Source organism: Acinetobacter sp. BHS4 (assembly GCF_018454425.1).
Classification (GTDB): Bacteria; Pseudomonadota; Gammaproteobacteria; order Pseudomonadales; family Moraxellaceae; genus Acinetobacter; species Acinetobacter pittii.
In genome coordinates this window covers 3,859,464-3,877,476 of sequence record NZ_CP075323.1, presented here as the reverse complement: position 1 = coordinate 3,877,476, position 18,013 = coordinate 3,859,464, and the positions used below count along the sequence as shown (strand labels likewise).

Annotated in this window: 15 protein-coding genes, 2 tRNA genes, 1 rRNA gene and 1 pseudogene; 11 read left to right on the top strand and 8 right to left on the bottom strand. The window is 37.7% G+C overall.

Annotation, left to right across the window (positions count from 1 at the left end; all coding sequences use genetic code 11):
- Positions 1 to 161: 161 nt before the first annotated feature.
- Positions 162 to 524: a DMT family protein gene (locus tag KIP84_RS18580; RefSeq protein WP_075384089.1), complete on the top strand. Its 363-nt coding sequence runs from the start codon at positions 162 to 164 to the stop codon at positions 522 to 524.
- Between the two features lie 70 nt (positions 525 to 594).
- Here the strand turns inward: KIP84_RS18580 and KIP84_RS18575 are convergent, their stop codons facing one another.
- On the bottom strand, positions 595 to 1,053 hold the full coding sequence (locus KIP84_RS18575) for a hypothetical protein (RefSeq protein ID WP_060466613.1): 459 nt from the start codon (positions 1,051 to 1,053) through the stop codon (positions 595 to 597).
- Positions 1,054 to 1,281: 228 nt separating this feature from the next.
- Between KIP84_RS18575 and purE the strand changes: the two genes are divergently transcribed.
- The 3 genes from purE to KIP84_RS18560 all read left to right on the top strand — a co-directional run bounded on the left by purE (position 1,282) and on the right by KIP84_RS18560 (position 4,896).
- A complete protein-coding gene (gene purE, locus KIP84_RS18570) occupies positions 1,282 to 1,797 on the top strand; it encodes a 5-(carboxyamino)imidazole ribonucleotide mutase (RefSeq protein ID WP_002115451.1) in 516 nt (171 codons plus the stop codon).
- Positions 1,798 to 1,806: 9 nt separating this feature from the next.
- Positions 1,807 to 2,928, top strand: a complete 1,122-nt coding sequence (locus tag KIP84_RS18565; RefSeq protein WP_213689076.1) for a 5-(carboxyamino)imidazole ribonucleotide synthase — start codon at positions 1,807 to 1,809, stop codon at positions 2,926 to 2,928.
- 675 nt (positions 2,929 to 3,603) lie between these two features.
- Entirely contained in the window at positions 3,604 to 4,896 is a 1,293-nt protein-coding gene (locus KIP84_RS18560) for a lytic murein transglycosylase (protein WP_197970766.1), read from the top strand.
- Positions 4,897 to 4,959: 63 nt separating this feature from the next.
- Here KIP84_RS18560 and KIP84_RS18555 read toward each other — a convergent pair whose 3' ends face one another.
- The 6 genes and pseudogenes from KIP84_RS18555 to KIP84_RS18530 all read right to left on the bottom strand — a co-directional run bounded on the left by KIP84_RS18555 (position 4,960) and on the right by KIP84_RS18530 (position 11,446).
- Positions 4,960 to 5,334: a hypothetical protein gene (locus KIP84_RS18555; protein ID WP_014207668.1), complete on the bottom strand. Its 375-nt coding sequence runs from the start codon at positions 5,332 to 5,334 to the stop codon at positions 4,960 to 4,962.
- A 101-nt stretch (positions 5,335 to 5,435) separates the two neighbouring features.
- Positions 5,436 to 6,404 (bottom strand): annotated as a pseudogene (locus KIP84_RS18550) (M57 family metalloprotease).
- A gap of 137 nt (positions 6,405 to 6,541) precedes the next feature.
- The gene (locus tag KIP84_RS18545) at positions 6,542 to 7,447 is read right to left on the bottom strand and encodes a matrixin family metalloprotease (protein ID WP_213689074.1); all 906 of its coding nucleotides are present in this window, start codon (positions 7,445 to 7,447) and stop codon (positions 6,542 to 6,544) included.
- Between the two features lie 329 nt (positions 7,448 to 7,776).
- Positions 7,777 to 9,717, bottom strand: coding sequence for a molecular chaperone DnaK (gene dnaK / locus KIP84_RS18540; protein ID WP_002115449.1), 1,941 nt, complete (start codon positions 9,715 to 9,717; stop codon positions 7,777 to 7,779).
- Between the two features lie 118 nt (positions 9,718 to 9,835).
- Entirely contained in the window at positions 9,836 to 10,390 is a 555-nt protein-coding gene (gene grpE, locus KIP84_RS18535) for a nucleotide exchange factor GrpE (protein WP_199978463.1), read from the bottom strand.
- Positions 10,391 to 10,552: 162 nt separating this feature from the next.
- Positions 10,553 to 11,446, bottom strand: a complete 894-nt coding sequence (locus tag KIP84_RS18530) for a LysR family transcriptional regulator (RefSeq protein ID WP_228308300.1) — start codon at positions 11,444 to 11,446, stop codon at positions 10,553 to 10,555.
- 106 nt (positions 11,447 to 11,552) lie between these two features.
- Between KIP84_RS18530 and KIP84_RS18525 the strand changes: the two genes are divergently transcribed.
- The gene (locus KIP84_RS18525; RefSeq protein ID WP_199978462.1) at positions 11,553 to 12,419 is read left to right on the top strand and encodes an MBL fold metallo-hydrolase; all 867 of its coding nucleotides are present in this window, start codon (positions 11,553 to 11,555) and stop codon (positions 12,417 to 12,419) included.
- A gap of 391 nt (positions 12,420 to 12,810) precedes the next feature.
- Positions 12,811 to 13,041 (top strand): hypothetical protein, encoded by a 231-nt coding sequence (locus KIP84_RS18520; RefSeq protein ID WP_000733015.1) that lies wholly within the window; start codon positions 12,811 to 12,813, stop codon positions 13,039 to 13,041.
- Positions 13,042 to 13,206: 165 nt separating this feature from the next.
- On the opposite strand, the gene KIP84_RS18515 is transcribed toward KIP84_RS18520, so the two are convergent.
- Positions 13,207 to 13,554: a hypothetical protein gene (locus tag KIP84_RS18515; protein WP_213689073.1), complete on the bottom strand. Its 348-nt coding sequence runs from the start codon at positions 13,552 to 13,554 to the stop codon at positions 13,207 to 13,209.
- A 212-nt stretch (positions 13,555 to 13,766) separates the two neighbouring features.
- Here KIP84_RS18515 and KIP84_RS18510 point away from each other — a divergent pair, with 212 nt between their 5' ends.
- From KIP84_RS18510 to KIP84_RS18490, 5 genes are all read left to right on the top strand, one after another.
- Entirely contained in the window at positions 13,767 to 14,837 is a 1,071-nt protein-coding gene (locus tag KIP84_RS18510; protein WP_199964144.1) for an alpha/beta hydrolase, read from the top strand.
- Between the two features lie 157 nt (positions 14,838 to 14,994).
- Complete coding sequence (locus tag KIP84_RS18505; protein ID WP_213689072.1) at positions 14,995 to 15,546, top strand: peptidylprolyl isomerase; 552 nt, start codon at positions 14,995 to 14,997, stop codon at positions 15,544 to 15,546.
- A 397-nt stretch (positions 15,547 to 15,943) separates the two neighbouring features.
- Positions 15,944 to 17,481: ribosomal RNA gene (locus KIP84_RS18500) — 16S ribosomal RNA — on the top strand.
- Between the two features lie 59 nt (positions 17,482 to 17,540).
- Positions 17,541 to 17,617 (top strand) — tRNA-Ile (locus KIP84_RS18495).
- 55 nt (positions 17,618 to 17,672) lie between these two features.
- Positions 17,673 to 17,748: transfer RNA gene (locus KIP84_RS18490), tRNA-Ala, on the top strand.
- Positions 17,749 to 18,013 lie beyond the last annotated feature (265 nt).

The window sequence follows — 18,013 nt, the reverse complement described above, 5'->3', positions numbered from 1 at the left end:
CGATAGCAAGGCTAAACTCGAAAAGATAGTCAAAAATCGTTGTTGTTCTATGTGTTTGAGGTCCTGATAAAACTACAGCTTTATTTTTTGGATTTAAGCTGAATTACAGTTTTATCTTTTATAATATTTTGTATCGTTAAAATACTTAAATCATCGTGATGATGAAGGATGTGCCTTTGAGCCCAACGGTTTTAGCTTTTACGCTATTAATTATTTCTAACTGCTTTATGACACTTGCATGGTATGGGCATCTTAAATTTTTGCACCATGCCCCACTCTGGCAAGCAATTCTATTCGGGTGGATTATTGCCTTACTTGAATATAGTTTTATGATCCCTGCCACTCGTATGCTAAGCGCACAAGGCTGGTTACTCGGTGAAATGAAGATCACTCAGGAAGTGGTTACGCTAGTTGTGTTTGTGCCATTTATGATTTTCTTGTTTAAGCAACCCTTTAAACTTGATTACTTATGGGCGATGTTATGCCTATTTGGTTGTGTTTATTTCGTATTTAGAAGCCAGTAAGCTCCTATGGCTTGTGAATTAAATGATTTATTCTATTTAATAACAAGCCATAGTTAGTAGACATAACTATTTATTTAGCTGAATACTTACATGCTTTTTTTAGAATTTTAGAAAATTGCTGATCTCTTGGCGTTGGGTCTTCATAGTCAAAAGCATAATTACTGTCTGTTGTAGTTAAACTTAAGGCGCCATCAGGCTCAAAATTAGACATGGCAAACCCATAGGTCTGATCGTCACAGTAAATGCGATATTCAGTAATTGAATATAAATTTCCTACTTCAGTCGCACCAAGATAATAACCAGTCATCAGAACTGGTTCTCTCTCATCAGTAGCAGATGTTCCAGTAACAATAAATTTCTCTTGGACTTTGCCAGTTAATGCTCCACTTTTGATTTCTCCGTTATAACCCTTTTCTTTATTTAAAGTTTTAATGGTTTTTTGAAATTCATCGATGTTTAAATTTACTAAAGCCGCGTAACTCGTTGTTGTGCAAAGTGTGAGTATTAGGACTCCAAGAAATTTTTTCATTATTAAGCTCTTATTGATTTGATTAAGTGCGTTATATTAATAAAAATTGAGAATGTGTCACTGTTAAAGCATGACATTTTTTGATGATATTAAAAATATTCGCAGAGCTAGTCAGTTAAATTTTCGTGAGATGAAAAATCAGTCTATAATAATGAGCTTCCGAACCATTTAAAACTTGGCTCTCGTCGAGATTTATCTTCTTTTACTTTTGTCTCTGGAACATTAGCAATGAATGCGGCCGCAGCACAAGACGCTCAACCTCTCGTTGGAATTATTATGGGTTCTCAATCTGATTGGGCAACTCTCGAAAACACAGCCAATATGCTTAAACAGCTTGGTGTCCCATTTGAAGCGGAAGTGGTATCTGCTCATCGTACTCCAGATCGTTTATTTGAATATGCAGAAACTGCACGCGATCGCGGTATTCAAGTGATTATTGCTGGTGCAGGCGGTGCAGCACATTTACCTGGAATGTGTGCCGCAAAAACTGATTTACCTGTTTTAGGAGTGCCAGTTAAATCATCAATTTTAAATGGCGTAGACTCTTTGCTTTCAATTGTACAAATGCCAGCAGGTATTGCAGTTGGTACTTTAGCGATTGGTCCAGCTGGTGCAACGAATGCGGCAATTATGGCTGCACAAATCTTAGGTTTAACTCGTCCTGAAATCGCAAAAAATGTTGCTGATTTCCGTGCTGCGCAAACTGATAAAGTGGCAAGCAAAAATATTCCGGGTCAGGTGTAAGAGGCTGAGATGGATAAAACTATCGGTATTTTTGGTGGTGGGCAACTGGGCCGTATGATGGCTCAAGCAGCGTTACCATTAAATATTCAATGTACTTTTTTTGAAGCAAATACAGATTGTCCTGCAGGTGTTTTAGGCCAGGTCTTTTCTAGCCAAGATGAGCAAGGTTTAAAGCAGTTTATTGAAAGTGCTGATGTTTTCAGTCTTGAATTTGAAAATACGCCAGTTGAAGATGTTGATGTTTTAACACAAACCAAAACATTGCACCCTCCCCGTGTTGCTTTAGCAACTGCGCAAAATCGTTTGTCAGAAAAAGCATTGTTTGATGAGCTGACAATTCCTGTTGCGCCGTATCGCGCTGTAGATAGCTTAGAAAGCTTGAAAAAGGCTGTTGTTGAGCTTGGTTTGCCGATCGTGCTTAAGACTGCAACTGGCGGATATGACGGCAAAGGTCAGTTTGTACTTCGTTCAGAAGACCAGATTGATACAGCTTGGGCTGAACTTGGTCCTGCAAAAAGTCTAGTCGCCGAAAGCTTTGTTAAATTCTCTCGCGAAGTTTCAATTATTGCGGTGCGTGGCCAAAATGGTGAAGTAAAAACTTGGCCATTGGCTGAAAACCATCATCATAATGGTATTTTATCGCATTCAATTGTTCCTGCACCGAATAGTGAAGCTTTGCAACCCGTTGCTCAAGACTACATTACTCGTTTGTTGAATCACCTTAACTATGTTGGTGTGCTGACTCTCGAGCTATTTGTAACAGAACAAGGTTTGTGTGCAAATGAGATGGCACCACGTGTGCATAACTCAGGCCACTGGTCAATTGAAGGCGCGGTTTGTTCTCAGTTTGAAAACCATATTCGAGCTGTTGCAGGATTACCATTAGGCTCAACAGAAGTTATTCGCCCAACAGTTATGATCAATATTATTGGTCAACATCCTAAAACTGATGATGTACTTGCCTTAAATGGTGCTCATCTGCATCTTTATAACAAGTCAGAACGTGCTGGCCGCAAATTAGGCCATATTACTTTAATGCCTGTGGATAGTAATGAATTGACGAATTTATGCCGTCAATTGGCAGAAATTTTGCCAGAACCACTTGCTTTAACAGCAGATATGACCCTCTAAAAGTATTTTTAATTCTCTAAAAAGCGATCTTCGGATCGCTTTTTTTATCTTTTAAATTTAAAAAATAATAAATCCTGAGTAATTTCTTGTTTGTGGATAATTTTTTATAGGAATTTTTGAATTTAAATATTGATGGTATTTTTTAAATTTAAAGTTAGTTATCCACAAGAGAGTTTGATTTGTAGCTGATGATAGAGCTCATGTTTTTTGAATTCAAAACTAGTGGTGTTTGCTGAAGTGTTTTAAATTTAAAATAACGCGGTAAGTTTGAATTTAAATTATTGCGTGATTTTTGAATTTAAAAATATAGATTGTTTGGTTGATTGGATTTTTCGTGTCATCAAGAATAATGAAATATAGAATGGAATCAATAAATAGTGCTGTTTTTGCTCGATTGTGGATAAGTTTATCCACAGAAACGCCAGTGTTATAGTTTAAATTTAAGGTAAGACTTTTGAATTTAAACTATGCGCTATTGTTTTGAATTCAAAACTGGTGATGCAAATGAGGGGAAGTTTTAAATTCAAAATAAAGTGAGAAGTTTGAATTTAAAACACTGGAAATGAATTTAAAGAAGAGATTATGAATTCAAATTTACGTTTTCTCTCTGAAATTTTAGACTCATAATGGTATGGTACTTAAAAATTTAAATTCAAAAATTGAAACTGGGATAATATGCGACGTTTTTCTTGTATTGTTGGCTCTGTATTTTTAGCAATGACTCAGGCTCAAGCAGAGCTCGTAATTAATGGTTCTACAATATCTAGCAATGCTACTGTTCCAGTAGTAACTAGTGAAGATTATACGCCTAATAATAATTTCCAAAGTTGTTTGGCAAATTTACGTTCTCAAGCAATTGCTGCGGGAGTCTCGGGAACAACTTATGACCGTTATACTCAAAACTTAACTCCAGATTATTCAGTTATTGATAAATTAAACTATCAACCAGAATTTTCGACACCAATTTGGGATTATCTTTCTGGCTTAGTCGATGAAGAGCGTGTTGAGCTTGGAAAACAAAAACTGGCGCAACATCGCGATGTTTTAAATCGTGCTTCTCAAACTTACGGCGTGCCACCAGAAACAATCGTGGCAGTGTGGGGGGTAGAAAGTAATTTTGGTGATATTTCTGGAAAATATCCTTTATTACAAGCACTCGGAACTTTAAGTTGTGAAGGTCGTCGACAAAGTTATTTCCGCACCGAGTTTTTTGCCACTATGCGTATTTTACAACGTGGTGATTTAACCGAAGATCAACTGAAAGGTTCTTGGGCTGGGGCGTTTGGACATACGCAATTTATGCCATCGACCTATGAGCGTTTAGCTGTTGATTTTGATGGAGATGGTCGTCGCGATTTGGTATCAAGTACTGCAGATGCATTAGCATCAACGGCTAATTTCTTAAATAAAGCTGGTTGGCAAACAGGAATGCCGTGGGGTTTTGAAGTCAAAGTTCCCCAAGGTATGTCAATTGATGGAGAAGGGCGACGTTCAAAAAAAGCTTTAAGTAGCTGGAGTGCACGAGGGGTAACCCGAATTGATGGTTCTCCACTTGTTCAAGGAGCTTTATCTGGCAATACTTCAGCGGGTTTAATGGCACCTGCAGGTGTAAATGGTCCAGTATTTTTAGTATTTAAGAATTTTGATGCTATCTACAGCTATAACGCTGCGGAAAGCTATGGACTTGCGATTGCACATTTATCTGATCGTTTAAAAGGTGCTGGTCCATTTGTTGCGTCTTGGCCAACTGATGATCCGGGAACTTCACGTGCAGAACGTCGTGAAATACAACAGTTTTTGATTAATCGTGGCTATGATATTGGTGCAGTTGACGGCCTTATTGGAGATAAAACCCGCGTAGCTATTCGTCAAGAACAAACTCGTTTAGGTTTAAATCCAACAGGACGGGCAGGGCAACAAATTTTACGTGCATTCCGTCAAGAACAAGCTCAGAAAATGATGCAATAAACTAGAAATAATAAAAAAGGTCTGCTCATGCAGACCTTTTTTATAGGTACTTATATAAGATGATTACTCTAATTTAACTGCTTCCAAAATATCAAAAATGACTGACGTAACATCTTGGCTTAAATCACGATCATTAAAGATTTCATACGCAGTGATCGTGACATCAGTATCACTTGGTAATTGCTTTTGCTCTTCTTCAATTAAATGTTCAATCGGTAACAGAGTCTGTTTTACTTCAAGATGGAGAATATCTTTATATTCGATATTTTCATCCTCAAGCTCGATTTCATGCTCATTGAAAAAGGGAATTAAAATAGAATGGAGGTATGGTTTAATTTCAATAATATCAAACAGTTCAATATCTCGTGTCTGTTCAATTGTGCTGATATGATCATTTACTTCAATCAGGATATGATAATAACTCATCTTGATCTCCATTCTATTTTCGTTAGCTCTTATGACCACAATAACATGACTTTGATATCAATTTCGATGTATCTACATAGAAATAGATACATCATTTTATACCAAGCTCTTAATTATTGAGGTAAAGCACTTAATAGATCACGGTCAGCATCCGTAAGTCCAGTGATTTTTTTGTCACCATCTTTACGTACTGAGTACATCAATGCATTTGGTTGATCACTATGTTTTAAGCCAAGCGCATGTCCTAACTCATGAGCAATCGTTAAACGTAAATCATCAATAGACTTAAACTCATAAATCACAATTTGTTTGCCGTTGTAGATACCTTTCTTAAAGACATCCGCTTGAGCATTTTGCTTAAATTGGTTCAATGAATTATTAAACTCATTGTTAATCTGATTAAAGTGAGTAACTTTGACATTTAAATCTTTAGCTTGCTCATTATATGCAGCAATTTCTTTCTTTAAAGCAACAGTTTGTTTTTGCAAATCTTTCTGAGTTTTAGCCAAAGATTTAGCGCTGTATTCAGGTGCTAATTTGCCTTGGTTAAGTTGCATCATTAGTTGGTCAAGATTTTTCAATTTTCCATTCAAAATCTGCTTCTTATTTTCAAGGTCGGCTTGAGTTTGACCAAGAGTTTGCTTCAATTGCTTAATTTGTTGCTGTTCATCAATTACACGTTGCTGTTCTTGTTGGAACTGAGCTGCAATTTTTTGACGCTGTTCAGAACGGCTTTGACTATTATCGTAAACTAAACGAATTTCTAACTTTGCATTTGGATCATAAGTAAAATAATCCTGTCCAGTACCTTGTTTCCAAATGTCCGCAGCTTGTTGACTAATTTGAATTAATTGGTCTTGGCTTAAACCAAAACGTGGATCAATATCAGCAATTTTGTAATTCAAATGTTGACCTGCTTTTTGCTGGATTTGAGTATGAGCTGGAGTTGCAAGATTAGCATTAGCCTGAAAATTAGAAAAAGCAAAGGCTACGCCTAATAACAAAGATGTTAAACGCATAATCGAAGGGGGGAGATTTTAAAAAAAACGTATTATAAGAATATAAAATGAAAAATCAATCAAAAAACGTACAAATCAGAAAAATAAATGAGACTTTAGTCTCATTATTTTTTACCAAATGCCAAATTATTTTTTAGAAAAAATTTAATATATTGGGTTTTATTTAGTTTTTTTAATCATTTAACTTTAACGATTTTTCCTTAATTTGGTCTATAAATTGAACCTAATAAATCTAAATCTGAATCTGTTAATTTAAAGTTATGAATATCTTGCTCTTTTAAATAGGGATACATTAAAGATTTTGGGTTGGTAGTATGTTTTAGACCTAAAGCATGCCCAAGTTCATGAGCAAGGGTCAAACGTAAGTCATTTAAAGAAGTATAGCCGTAAATCTGGATTTGGTTTTGACTGAATAATCCTTTATGGAAGGGTTGAATATTAGTTTTTTGCTCTAACTTGAATTGTGTTTTTAAGGCACTTAAATCACTTTGCTCTCGATTTAGCTCTTTAATCTTTAAGTTAAGTACTTGAATTTTAAAATTTAGACTGTTGGATTCATTGCCTAAATTTTCTGATTTTTGCTCTAGTTGTTTTTGCCATTCTTTTAAATTATTGGCACTAGAGTAATGATGTTCTCCTTGATTAAAGCGCGTTACATCTTGTTGATATTGTTCAAACTCCGCTTTTAGACTGGCCTTTTTCTTGTTTAAATCACTTGATAGTTGAGCAACCTCTTGTTTATTTAGAATAATTTCTTCATTTTTAATACGCCACGCTTCCTGCTTTTGCAAAAGTGCATCCAAATTGTTTTGTTGTTCATCTTTAAATATTTGATGATCATCATAGATTAAGTTAATTGACAATTGAGCCTGTGAATCATAAATAAAATAGGTCTTTCCAGTTTCTTTTTGCCAGATTTCAGCAGCTTGCCGACTTACCTCAACTAGTTGTTCTTTAGTAAGTTGAAACCGCGGATCAATAAAAGCAATTCGGTATTTTAAAGGCTGATGAGATGAATGAATTGGCAGATTGCTTTGAGCAAAAAGTGTTGTTTGTAAGCCCATGCATAAGCATAAGCTCAATCCCCACCATAGAAATTTTTTCATGGCAAAATAAAAAATATAAATAAATCCTATTGTTAGCTACTTAATTTAATTCGTCAAAATGATAAAAATCTCAATAGATTGGGTGGCGTTTGTGATATTGATCGAGAAATTAAAAAAGATGTTCTCAGACTTGGCAATAATCAAATAATTAATGTAGTAAATAACAGTGGTTTTTTAACAAAAAAATATTATTTAAAATTAAATATTTAGTTTTTATCATTGATCTTTCTGACAGAAATATTTCAATAATAACATTAAAAATCTTATTGTTAATTTTTGTAACAAATAAAAAACCGCGCCTAAGCGCGGTTTTTTATTAAAGAAACAAATTATTTTTTGTCATCTTTAACTTCAGTGAACTCAGCATCTACAACGCCATCATCTGCTTTTTGTTGACCCGCATCGCCACCTTGGAATGCATTTGGATCAAAGCCTTCAGCACCACCAGCTTGTTGCGCTTGTTCATAAGCACGTTGAGTGATAGGCATCAAGATGTTTTGTAAAGCTTCAGTTTTTGCTTTGATATCTTCTACATCATTTTCTTTTGTTGCTGCTTCAAGTTCAGAAACAGCAGTGCTTACAGCTGTTTTTTCATCTTCAGTAACTTTATCACCAAGATCTTTAACAGCTTTGTTCGAGCTTGAAATTAATGCATCAGCTTCGTTACGAGCTTTTGCAAGTTCTTCAAACTTACGATCTTCTTCAGCATTCGCTTCAGCATCTTTAATCATTGCTTCGATTTCAGCATCAGACAAACCTGAGTTCGCTTTAATCTGGATCGATTGCTCTTTACCAGTGCTCTTATCTTTAGCAGATACTTTCAAGATACCATCAGCATTGATGTCGAAAGATACTTCAATTTGTGGCACACCACGTGGAGCAGGTGGAATGTCGCCTAATTGGAAGTTACCCAACAATTTGTTTTGTTGAGCCATCTTACGTTCACCTTGGTAAACTGAAATGTCTACAGCAGGCTGGTTGTCAGCAGCAGTAGAGAACACTTGTGATTTCTTCGCAGGAATCGTCGTGTTTTTCTCAATGATTGGTGTTAATACACCACCCATTGTTTCAATACCTAAAGTTAATGGTGTTACGTCTAATAAAAGAACGTCAGTTTTGTCACCAGACAATACCGCGCCTTGAATCGCAGCACCGATAGCAACTGCTTCGTCAGGGTTCACGTCTTTACGTGGCTCTTTGCCAAAGAATTCTTGTACTTTTTGTTGTACAAGTGGCATACGAGACTGACCACCAACCAAGATCACGTCAGAGATGTCAGAAGTCGAAAGACCAGCATCTTTAAGCGCGATTTTACAAGGCTCAATTGTACGAGCAACTAAATCAGCAACTAAACCTTCAAGTTTCGCACGTGTTACATTGATCACTAAGTGTTTAGGACCAGTTGCATCAGCAGTGATGTATGGAAGGTTGATTTCAGTTGCATTTGATGAAGAAAGCTCGATTTTTGCTTTTTCAGCAGCTTCTTTCAAACGTTGTAACGCAAGTGGATCATTTTTCAAGTTCACACTTTGTTCTTTCTTAAACTCTTCAACCAAGAATTCAATTAACGCGTTATCAAAGTCTTCACCACCAAGGAAAGTATCACCGTTTGTTGATAACACTTCGATTTGTTGGTCGCCATCAAGGTCTGCGATTTCAATGATTGATACGTCAAAAGTACCACCACCTAAGTCGTAAACTGCAACTTTACGGTCGCCTTCTTTTTTGTCCATACCGAACGCAAGTGCAGCAGCAGTTGGTTCGTTAATGATACGTTTAACGTCTAACCCAGCGATTTTACCCGCATCTTTAGTTGCTTGACGTTGAGCATCGTTAAAGTAAGCAGGAACAGTAATAACTGCTTCAGTAACTGTTTCACCTAAATAGTCTTCTGCAGTTTTCTTCATCTTTTTCAAGATTTCAGCAGAAACCTGTTGAGGCGCTAATTTTTTATCGTTTACTTCAACCCAAGCATCGCCATTGTCTGCTTTGATGATTTTATAAGGTACAAGACCGATATCTTTTTGTACCGCTTGATCTTCATAACGACGACCAATTAAACGCTTGATAGCGAATAATGTATTTTTCGGGTTAGTTACTGCCTGACGCTTAGCACTTTGACCCACTAAGATCTCGCCATCTTTATAAGCAATGATCGATGGAGTTGTACGTGCGCCTTCAGCGTTTTCGATTACTTTTACTTTATCGCCTTCAAGTACAGCAACGCATGAGTTGGTAGTACCTAAGTCAATACCAATAATTTTTGCCATGTGACGTTTTCCTCAAAAATTCTTTTGCAATGTTTTTGCTTGTTATCCGATATGAGAGTGAATCTATTTTTTTCAAGCGTTTTAGCGAAAAAAAATCTAAAAACTCTCAAAAAATTATTTATTGACCAACCATAACCATAGCAGGGCGCAATAAGCGGCCATTTAATGTATAGCCCTTTTGTAAAACGCTACCGATTTCATTCGCTTTAGCATTTGGGTCAATACCTACAGCTTGATGTAAATCTGCATTGAAGCCATTTTTTGTATCAGCTTCTACAACACCAAATTTTTCAAGTGTGGTTAACAGCGACTTCAAGGTCAGTTTAATACCTTCAAGTACTGGCGTTTCTTCATCACCAGCCGCTTGAATTGCACGCTCTAAATTATCAACAGAATCTAGTAATTCTTTTGCAAATTTTTCAAGCACAGTCTCTTTATGCTTGTCAGACTCACGTTGAATACGCTCTACACTTTTTTGTGCTTCGTAAACTGCATTCGCAGTACGTGCTTTTTCAAGTTTTAGGCTTTCTTCTAATTTGGTGATTTGTGCTTGTAAAGATTCAACGGTAACGTCGTTTGCTTGCTCTACACTTTCAGCCTGAGTTTGCTCATTAGATTGCTCTGCTTGCTCGTGTTGAATGTCTTGAGCTTGCTCATTTTGCTCATTAGCCATTGATGATCTCCGTTTAAATGGGTTTTTAAACATGTACAGTCCTTTTGGCATCAGCATTTACTGGGTAAAACCTGAACTGCCATGCATATGCTGTAATTCATTAATAGGGATGAAGTATGGGCATTGCCTAAAAATTCAAGCGTACACGGCAATTTAAAACTTTTAATTTTGCGGTTTTAAGTAAAAATCTAAATTTTCGATCATAAAAGCAATAAATTCCTGAGTTATTTTGGGTAAATGTTGTCTTGAAGCATATACCACCGACAAACTTAATTCAGGAGCCGAATAGTTTTTAAATAAAGGAACCAATCGTTTTTCTTTTAAATCTTTTTTAACTAATAAAGTCGGTAACATTGCCACACCTTGAGCATGTAAACACATGTCATAAACAGCATTTACATCATTACTTTTAAAGGTGACGTTCAAAGGATAGTTTTGAGGTTGCTGTTCAGTATCAAAAAGTGTCCAAAATTGATGTTGGCTATGGTGAGCTAAACATTCATGTTGAATAAGTTGCCTTGGATGGGAGAGGGGACTGTATTGCTTTAAATAATCAGGATGAGCGCAGAAAACGGACTCGATTTGACAAACAGGTCTCGCAATTAACCCATCTGCAACTTTTTGCGTTATACGTAAGGCTAAATCGACCTGAGCATCAATTAAGTCCATTGTATTTTCAGTAAGATATACATCAAATTGAATATGTGGATGTTGCTGTTTAAATTGGCGGATACATTCCCCAACCCCTAATTGAAATAAAAATAAACCACAAGTGAAGCGAATCGTACCGTTATGTTGTTCTGGTGCGGCTAACTCTTGTAAAAGTTGCTGTTGTTGTAAAATATTCTCGCAGTAGAGTAGGGCTTTTTCACCTGCTGGGGTGAGAGATATTTTTCGGGTATTTCTTTGAAATAGTCGAGTTGAGAAGGTGTGTTCAAGGTGCTCAAGATAGCGAGAAACCATTGCACGGGAATAATTTAGATGTTCTGCAGCTTTGGTTAAATTGCCATGTTGAGCAATAGAAACAAAGACTTGTATGGCTTTTAATGTATCCATATGCTTTATCATTGTTACAATATATGCAACAGTTTATCTTAATTTAGTGCATTTACCTCACAAGAATTGCAATTTAAAGTATTTCTCATGAAATTGGAGATACATAATGAAATTTTTTAAATTAACTGCTTCTGCCCTAGCAACTGCGACTGCTTTAACGGGAGCTCCCTCAGCTTTTGCGCAAGATTTGAAAATCCAAAGTTTTCTGGCGAAACCCGAACATTTTGGCGTGACTTCTACTTTAATTGAAGGTGATAAAGACGTTCTGTTGGTGAATGCGCAATTCTCAAAATCTGAAGCATTACGTATTGCTGCTGATATTCTCGATAGCGGTAAAACACTAAAGACAATTTTCGTAAGTTATGGCGATCCGGACTATTACTTTGGCTTAGATGTATTTAAACAATACTTCCCAAGTGTACAAATCATCGCTACACCGGAAACTGTTAAACATATTCAAGATACTCAAGCGCTTAAAGTGAAGTATTGGGGCCCACAAATGGGTGCAAATGCGCCTAGCCAAATTATTGTGCCTCAAGCTTATACTGCTAAAACTTTAAAACTAGAGAATGAGTCGATCGAGATCAAAGGTAAAAAAGAACTTACTTATTTATGGATTCCTTCTTCGAAAGCTGTTGTAGGCGGTATCCCAGTATCTTCAGGTATTCATTTATGGATGGCAGATACACCAAAAGTTAAAGATCGTAATGAAGTGATTCAAGCTTTAGAAAGTATTAAATCACTCCAACCTCAAACAGTTGTTCCAGCTCATATGGTTGAGGGAGCTCCACAAGGTTTAGATGCGGTTAACTTTTCTATCGACTATCTCAAGAGCTATGAGAAAGCGGTTAAAGTAAGTAAAAATGCGAGTGAGCTAAGTCAGCTCATGCAGAAACAATATCCAACATTAAAGAGTGTGGATAGCCTAGAGCTAGGCGCAAAAGTTGTAAAAGGCGAGATGCAATGGCCGTAATTTAAATCGAAACGCCATCAATTTTTTAAAAAAGCCGTGGTTCATCCCCGGCTTTTTTATGAAATAAGACATTTTCAAGTAAAAAGTCTCTGTAACATTCTACGCACCTTATATAGCGTTTCTATAAAGAGAAAATTTTTAACGAGAGTAAAAGGCTAAGATAAAAATTAGAAATTGATAAAATTAAACAAAAGCTTAAGTTATAGCTTTTATATAAAAGGTAGAGGTGCGGCTAAGGAAGAGGTTTTAATAAAAAATTGCACAATTTGTACTTCTATTACTACAAAAGACAACCAATGATACGCACGCCAGAAAAAAAAATTGTGAATTATAGGCAGCGCGAAGATGAACTTTGCATTTAAATGTTTGTCGTAATGAAAGGAAAGTGATTATGAAAAAATTAGGTCTTATCTCTGTAGTACTTGCTGGTGTTGCTTTTACAGCTGTTGGTTGTGCATCTGAAGCTGGTTTAAATGCATCAGGTTCAGCTCAAACTAGCGCTAGCCCATCTGGCGTACAAGCTGGTGTGGGTGTAGATGCTGGCGTTTCTGGTCAAGCTCAACCAGGTCAAGTTGATGCTGGTGCTTCTGGTTCTGTTTCAGGTTCTGCAACTGCTCAGTAATTCTTAGCGATAAGAAGAGTTAAAAGGTTATAGAGTGCATATATTTAAGATGCCAATTTATATATGAAATGAGCTGCTACTCATTATTCTATAATCAAGAGAATGTGGATTTCTCAAAAAAGCCCCGAAAGACTTATCTTTTGGGGCTTTTATGTAGTCATAAATTTAATCATCATGACGATAATCTCGATGGTTATGGTCACGATCCTCTACTCGCTTCTTATCCCACTCGTGGTGTTTTTTATCCTCTTTATGGCGTCTTTTTTCCCATTCACGACGATTTTTGTCTTGTTCGCGAGCATCCTTACGTTGTTGTTCGTATATTCTTTTACGCTCTTCCCAACGTTTTCGTTCCCAATCACTATAGCGACGTCCATCATTGCGGTCATAGCGATCCTCATCATGATCATGGTAACCGTAACCACCGCGGTAATAAGGATCATCTGTATAAGCTACACAGCCTACAGTTAAGAGACTGGTTGCTAATAAAGTAACAACTAGTTTTGCTGACATAGTAGTACCTCTTTTTTATCTGTTAACAATAATTGGCAAAAAAGTCCTGTTTAAAACGACAGATTTGTTAATGACATTTGCTTTAAATCAGATTAGCGTAATTTGGTTTTTACCTTTGTATCTTGATTACATGAGTTGTATGCGAATATAGTCAAACAACAACAGAATTCTGTAGAAAATATGAAGGATAAGAGGAATTCATGGAGATAGGCATGACAGCATTTAATCAAAAAATTCAAACATTGCTAGATAAGGGCCAGGGGCCTGCTGCTCGAGCTCTTGATAAGTTACCTCGATTAGCTCAAGAGTCACTTGCCAAAATCCTTGGATATACCTACCAATACCCAGATCTCGACTCATTTACTAAATGTATGATGGCCGTACAAATTAAACAGGGACGTATTGGTTTTATTGGTCCAGATCCTATTGAGTCTAGACGGCAGTTTGATACACAAATGCTGGCTATACGCCAGAAATCAACGGAAATTGATTCAGTAGAAGACATTCGTTTACCGCTCCAAAGTGGAACTGTTTTCGCAAGACACTATCATCCGTCACCGAATAAAAAATTACCTCTTATTGTTTTCTATCACGGGGGAGGGTTTGTTGTGGGTGGTTTAGATACTCATGATGAGGTTTGTCGTATATTGGCAAAATATGCAAAAGTACAAGTTCTCAGTATTGATTATCCTCTTGCACCTGAAGTTTCACCTCAACATTTAATTCAATCATGTGAAGATGCCTTAGCTTGGGTATATCAAAATCGCAGACAACTAAAAATATTAAAAAATCGCATTGCTGTAGCAGGAGATAGTGCTGGCGGAAATATCAGTACGGTTGTCGCTCAACGATCAGTAAACAAACCTTATGTTCCACAAGCACAACTTCTTATTTATCCTACAGTAGATTTTAAAAGTCGACATCCTTCTTTCTATGCTTATAACGAAGGATTGGTTTTAACAGATAATGATATTAATTATGTCACTCAATATTATGCAACTCAGCATAATATAGAATTAGACGATCCAATTATTTCTCCAACCTATGGTAATTTGAAAAAGAACCCACCAGCTTTCGTGATTACGGCTGGTCATGACGTATTGCATGATGAAGCGAAAATTTATAGCTATAAGCTAAGACAAAATGGCGTCAAAATGCATTATGAAGAATATCCAGACCAAACCCATGGTTTTATAAATTTGACACCTATTTCTAAAAAGGCAAAAAGATATACTATCGAGATCAGTAAGAACTTCAGAAAGTTCTGGGATAAAAATAGTTAAACAAAAGCCTAGTCCATGTTTCACGTGGAACGTGGACTAATAGTCAAATCTAAAATATAAAGTGCTAAATAAAAGATAATAAATACTCACTAGAATTCTTTTATATAGATGATTAAATTTATTCTTCATTAAGTTTTGCGTTTTATTGTAGGAAGATATGAAAAAATTATTAATGTTATGTTGTTTGGGTATGAGCAGTCATTCAGTATGGGCTGACACTTTAGTTGAAATGCAAACAAATTTAGGCAATATTGAAATACAACTTTATGATGATAAAGCACCAAAGAGTGTGAAGAATTTTAAAGACTATATAAAGTCAGGCTTTTATAAAGATACGATATTTCACCGTGTAATTCCGGGCTTCATGGTGCAGGGTGGTGGCCTTACTGCAAATATGCAGGAAAAGACTACGCGAGCACCTATCAAAAATGAAGCTGGGAATGGAATTGCTAACACACGCGGAACGTTGGCGATGGCTCGTACTGCAAATCCTGACTCAGCAACTAGTCAGTTTTTCATTAACGTTGCAGATAATAATTTTTTAAATCGTTCTGCTGGTAATCCGGGTTACGCAGTTTTTGGAAAAGTAATTAAAGGAATGGATGTGGTTGACCGTATTGTTCAGGTCCCTACATCTAACTATGGCATGCATCAAAACGTACCAAAACAGTCTATAAAGATAGTAGATATAAAGTTTAAAACTTTTTAAAAATAAATTAACTATATAAATCATATATTTGTTTGTTTTTGAGATTTTTTTTGGCTGAAAAAGAATCGGTCAAACGTGCATATTTATAAAAGTGCTTGCGTACCAGTTTTTTTTCCCTATAATGCACTCATCCCGACGCGATACACGAGAATATCTTAGCTTACAGGGTTAAGATGAAAGCTTAGTATTGCGTTGAATTCTGTCTCTGACGAAGAGCGGAAAAATCATTAAGAGAATTGAAGAACAACTTGTGTGGATTTTTACTGATTGATTAATCGAAATAATTTTCATTGATTGATTGGTTTAAATTACTCGAAGTTTATTTGAGCGAAATTTAAGTCAGTAATTGATGAGCCAGAATTGGCACCTTGTCTTTAAATAAGGTGCAAAATGATTTTAACTGAAGAGTTTGATCATGGCTCAGATTGAACGCTGGCGGCAGGCTTAACACATGCAAGTCGAGCGGAGAGAGGTAGCTTGCTACTGATCTTAGCGGCGGACGGGTGAGTAATGCTTAGGAATCTGCCTATTAGTGGGGGACAACATTTCGAAAGGAATGCTAATACCGCATACGTCCTACGGGAGAAAGCAGGGGATCTTCGGACCTTGCGCTAATAGATGAGCCTAAGTCGGATTAGCTAGTTGGTGGGGTAAAGGCCTACCAAGGCGACGATCTGTAGCGGGTCTGAGAGGATGATCCGCCACACTGGGACTGAGACACGGCCCAGACTCCTACGGGAGGCAGCAGTGGGGAATATTGGACAATGGGCGCAAGCCTGATCCAGCCATGCCGCGTGTGTGAAGAAGGCCTTATGGTTGTAAAGCACTTTAAGCGAGGAGGAGGCTACTTTAGTTAATACCTAGAGATAGTGGACGTTACTCGCAGAATAAGCACCGGCTAACTCTGTGCCAGCAGCCGCGGTAATACAGAGGGTGCAAGCGTTAATCGGATTTACTGGGCGTAAAGCGCGCGTAGGCGGCTAATTAAGTCAAATGTGAAATCCCCGAGCTTAACTTGGGAATTGCATTCGATACTGGTTAGCTAGAGTGTGGGAGAGGATGGTAGAATTCCAGGTGTAGCGGTGAAATGCGTAGAGATCTGGAGGAATACCGATGGCGAAGGCAGCCATCTGGCCTAACACTGACGCTGAGGTGCGAAAGCATGGGGAGCAAACAGGATTAGATACCCTGGTAGTCCATGCCGTAAACGATGTCTACTAGCCGTTGGGGCCTTTGAGGCTTTAGTGGCGCAGCTAACGCGATAAGTAGACCGCCTGGGGAGTACGGTCGCAAGACTAAAACTCAAATGAATTGACGGGGGCCCGCACAAGCGGTGGAGCATGTGGTTTAATTCGATGCAACGCGAAGAACCTTACCTGGCCTTGACATAGTAAGAACTTTCCAGAGATGGATTGGTGCCTTCGGGAACTTACATACAGGTGCTGCATGGCTGTCGTCAGCTCGTGTCGTGAGATGTTGGGTTAAGTCCCGCAACGAGCGCAACCCTTTTCCTTATTTGCCAGCGAGTAATGTCGGGAACTTTAAGGATACTGCCAGTGACAAACTGGAGGAAGGCGGGGACGACGTCAAGTCATCATGGCCCTTACGGCCAGGGCTACACACGTGCTACAATGGTCGGTACAAAGGGTTGCTACCTAGCGATAGGATGCTAATCTCAAAAAGCCGATCGTAGTCCGGATTGGAGTCTGCAACTCGACTCCATGAAGTCGGAATCGCTAGTAATCGCGGATCAGAATGCCGCGGTGAATACGTTCCCGGGCCTTGTACACACCGCCCGTCACACCATGGGAGTTTGTTGCACCAGAAGTAGCTAGCCTAACTGCAAAGAGGGCGGTTACCACGGTGTGGCCGATGACTGGGGTGAAGTCGTAACAAGGTAGCCGTAGGGGAACCTGCGGCTGGATCACCTCCTTAACGAAAGATTGACGATTGGTAAGAATCCACAACAAGTTGTTCTTCATAGATGTATCTGAGGGTCTGTAGCTCAGTTGGTTAGAGCACACGCTTGATAAGCGTGGGGTCACAAGTTCAAGTCTTGTCAGACCCACCATGACTTTGATTGGTTGAAGTTATAGATAAAGGATACATGACTGATGATGTAAGCTGGGGACTTAGCTTAGTTGGTAGAGCGCCTGCTTTGCACGCAGGAGGTCAGGAGTTCGACTCTCCTAGTCTCCACCAGAACTTAAGAGAAGTTCGGATTACAGAAATTAGTAAATAGAGATTTAGATCTTGGTTTATTAACTTCTGTGATTTAAGTATCACGGTATTAAGCATGACCTGACGAAGGCATGTTTATTCATTAACAGATTGGCAAAATTGAGTCTGAAATAAATTGTTCACTCAAGAGTTTAGATTAAGCAATTAATCTAGATGAATTGAGAACTAGCAAATTAACTGAATCAAGCGTTTTGGTATATGAATTTAGATTGAAGCTGTACAGTGT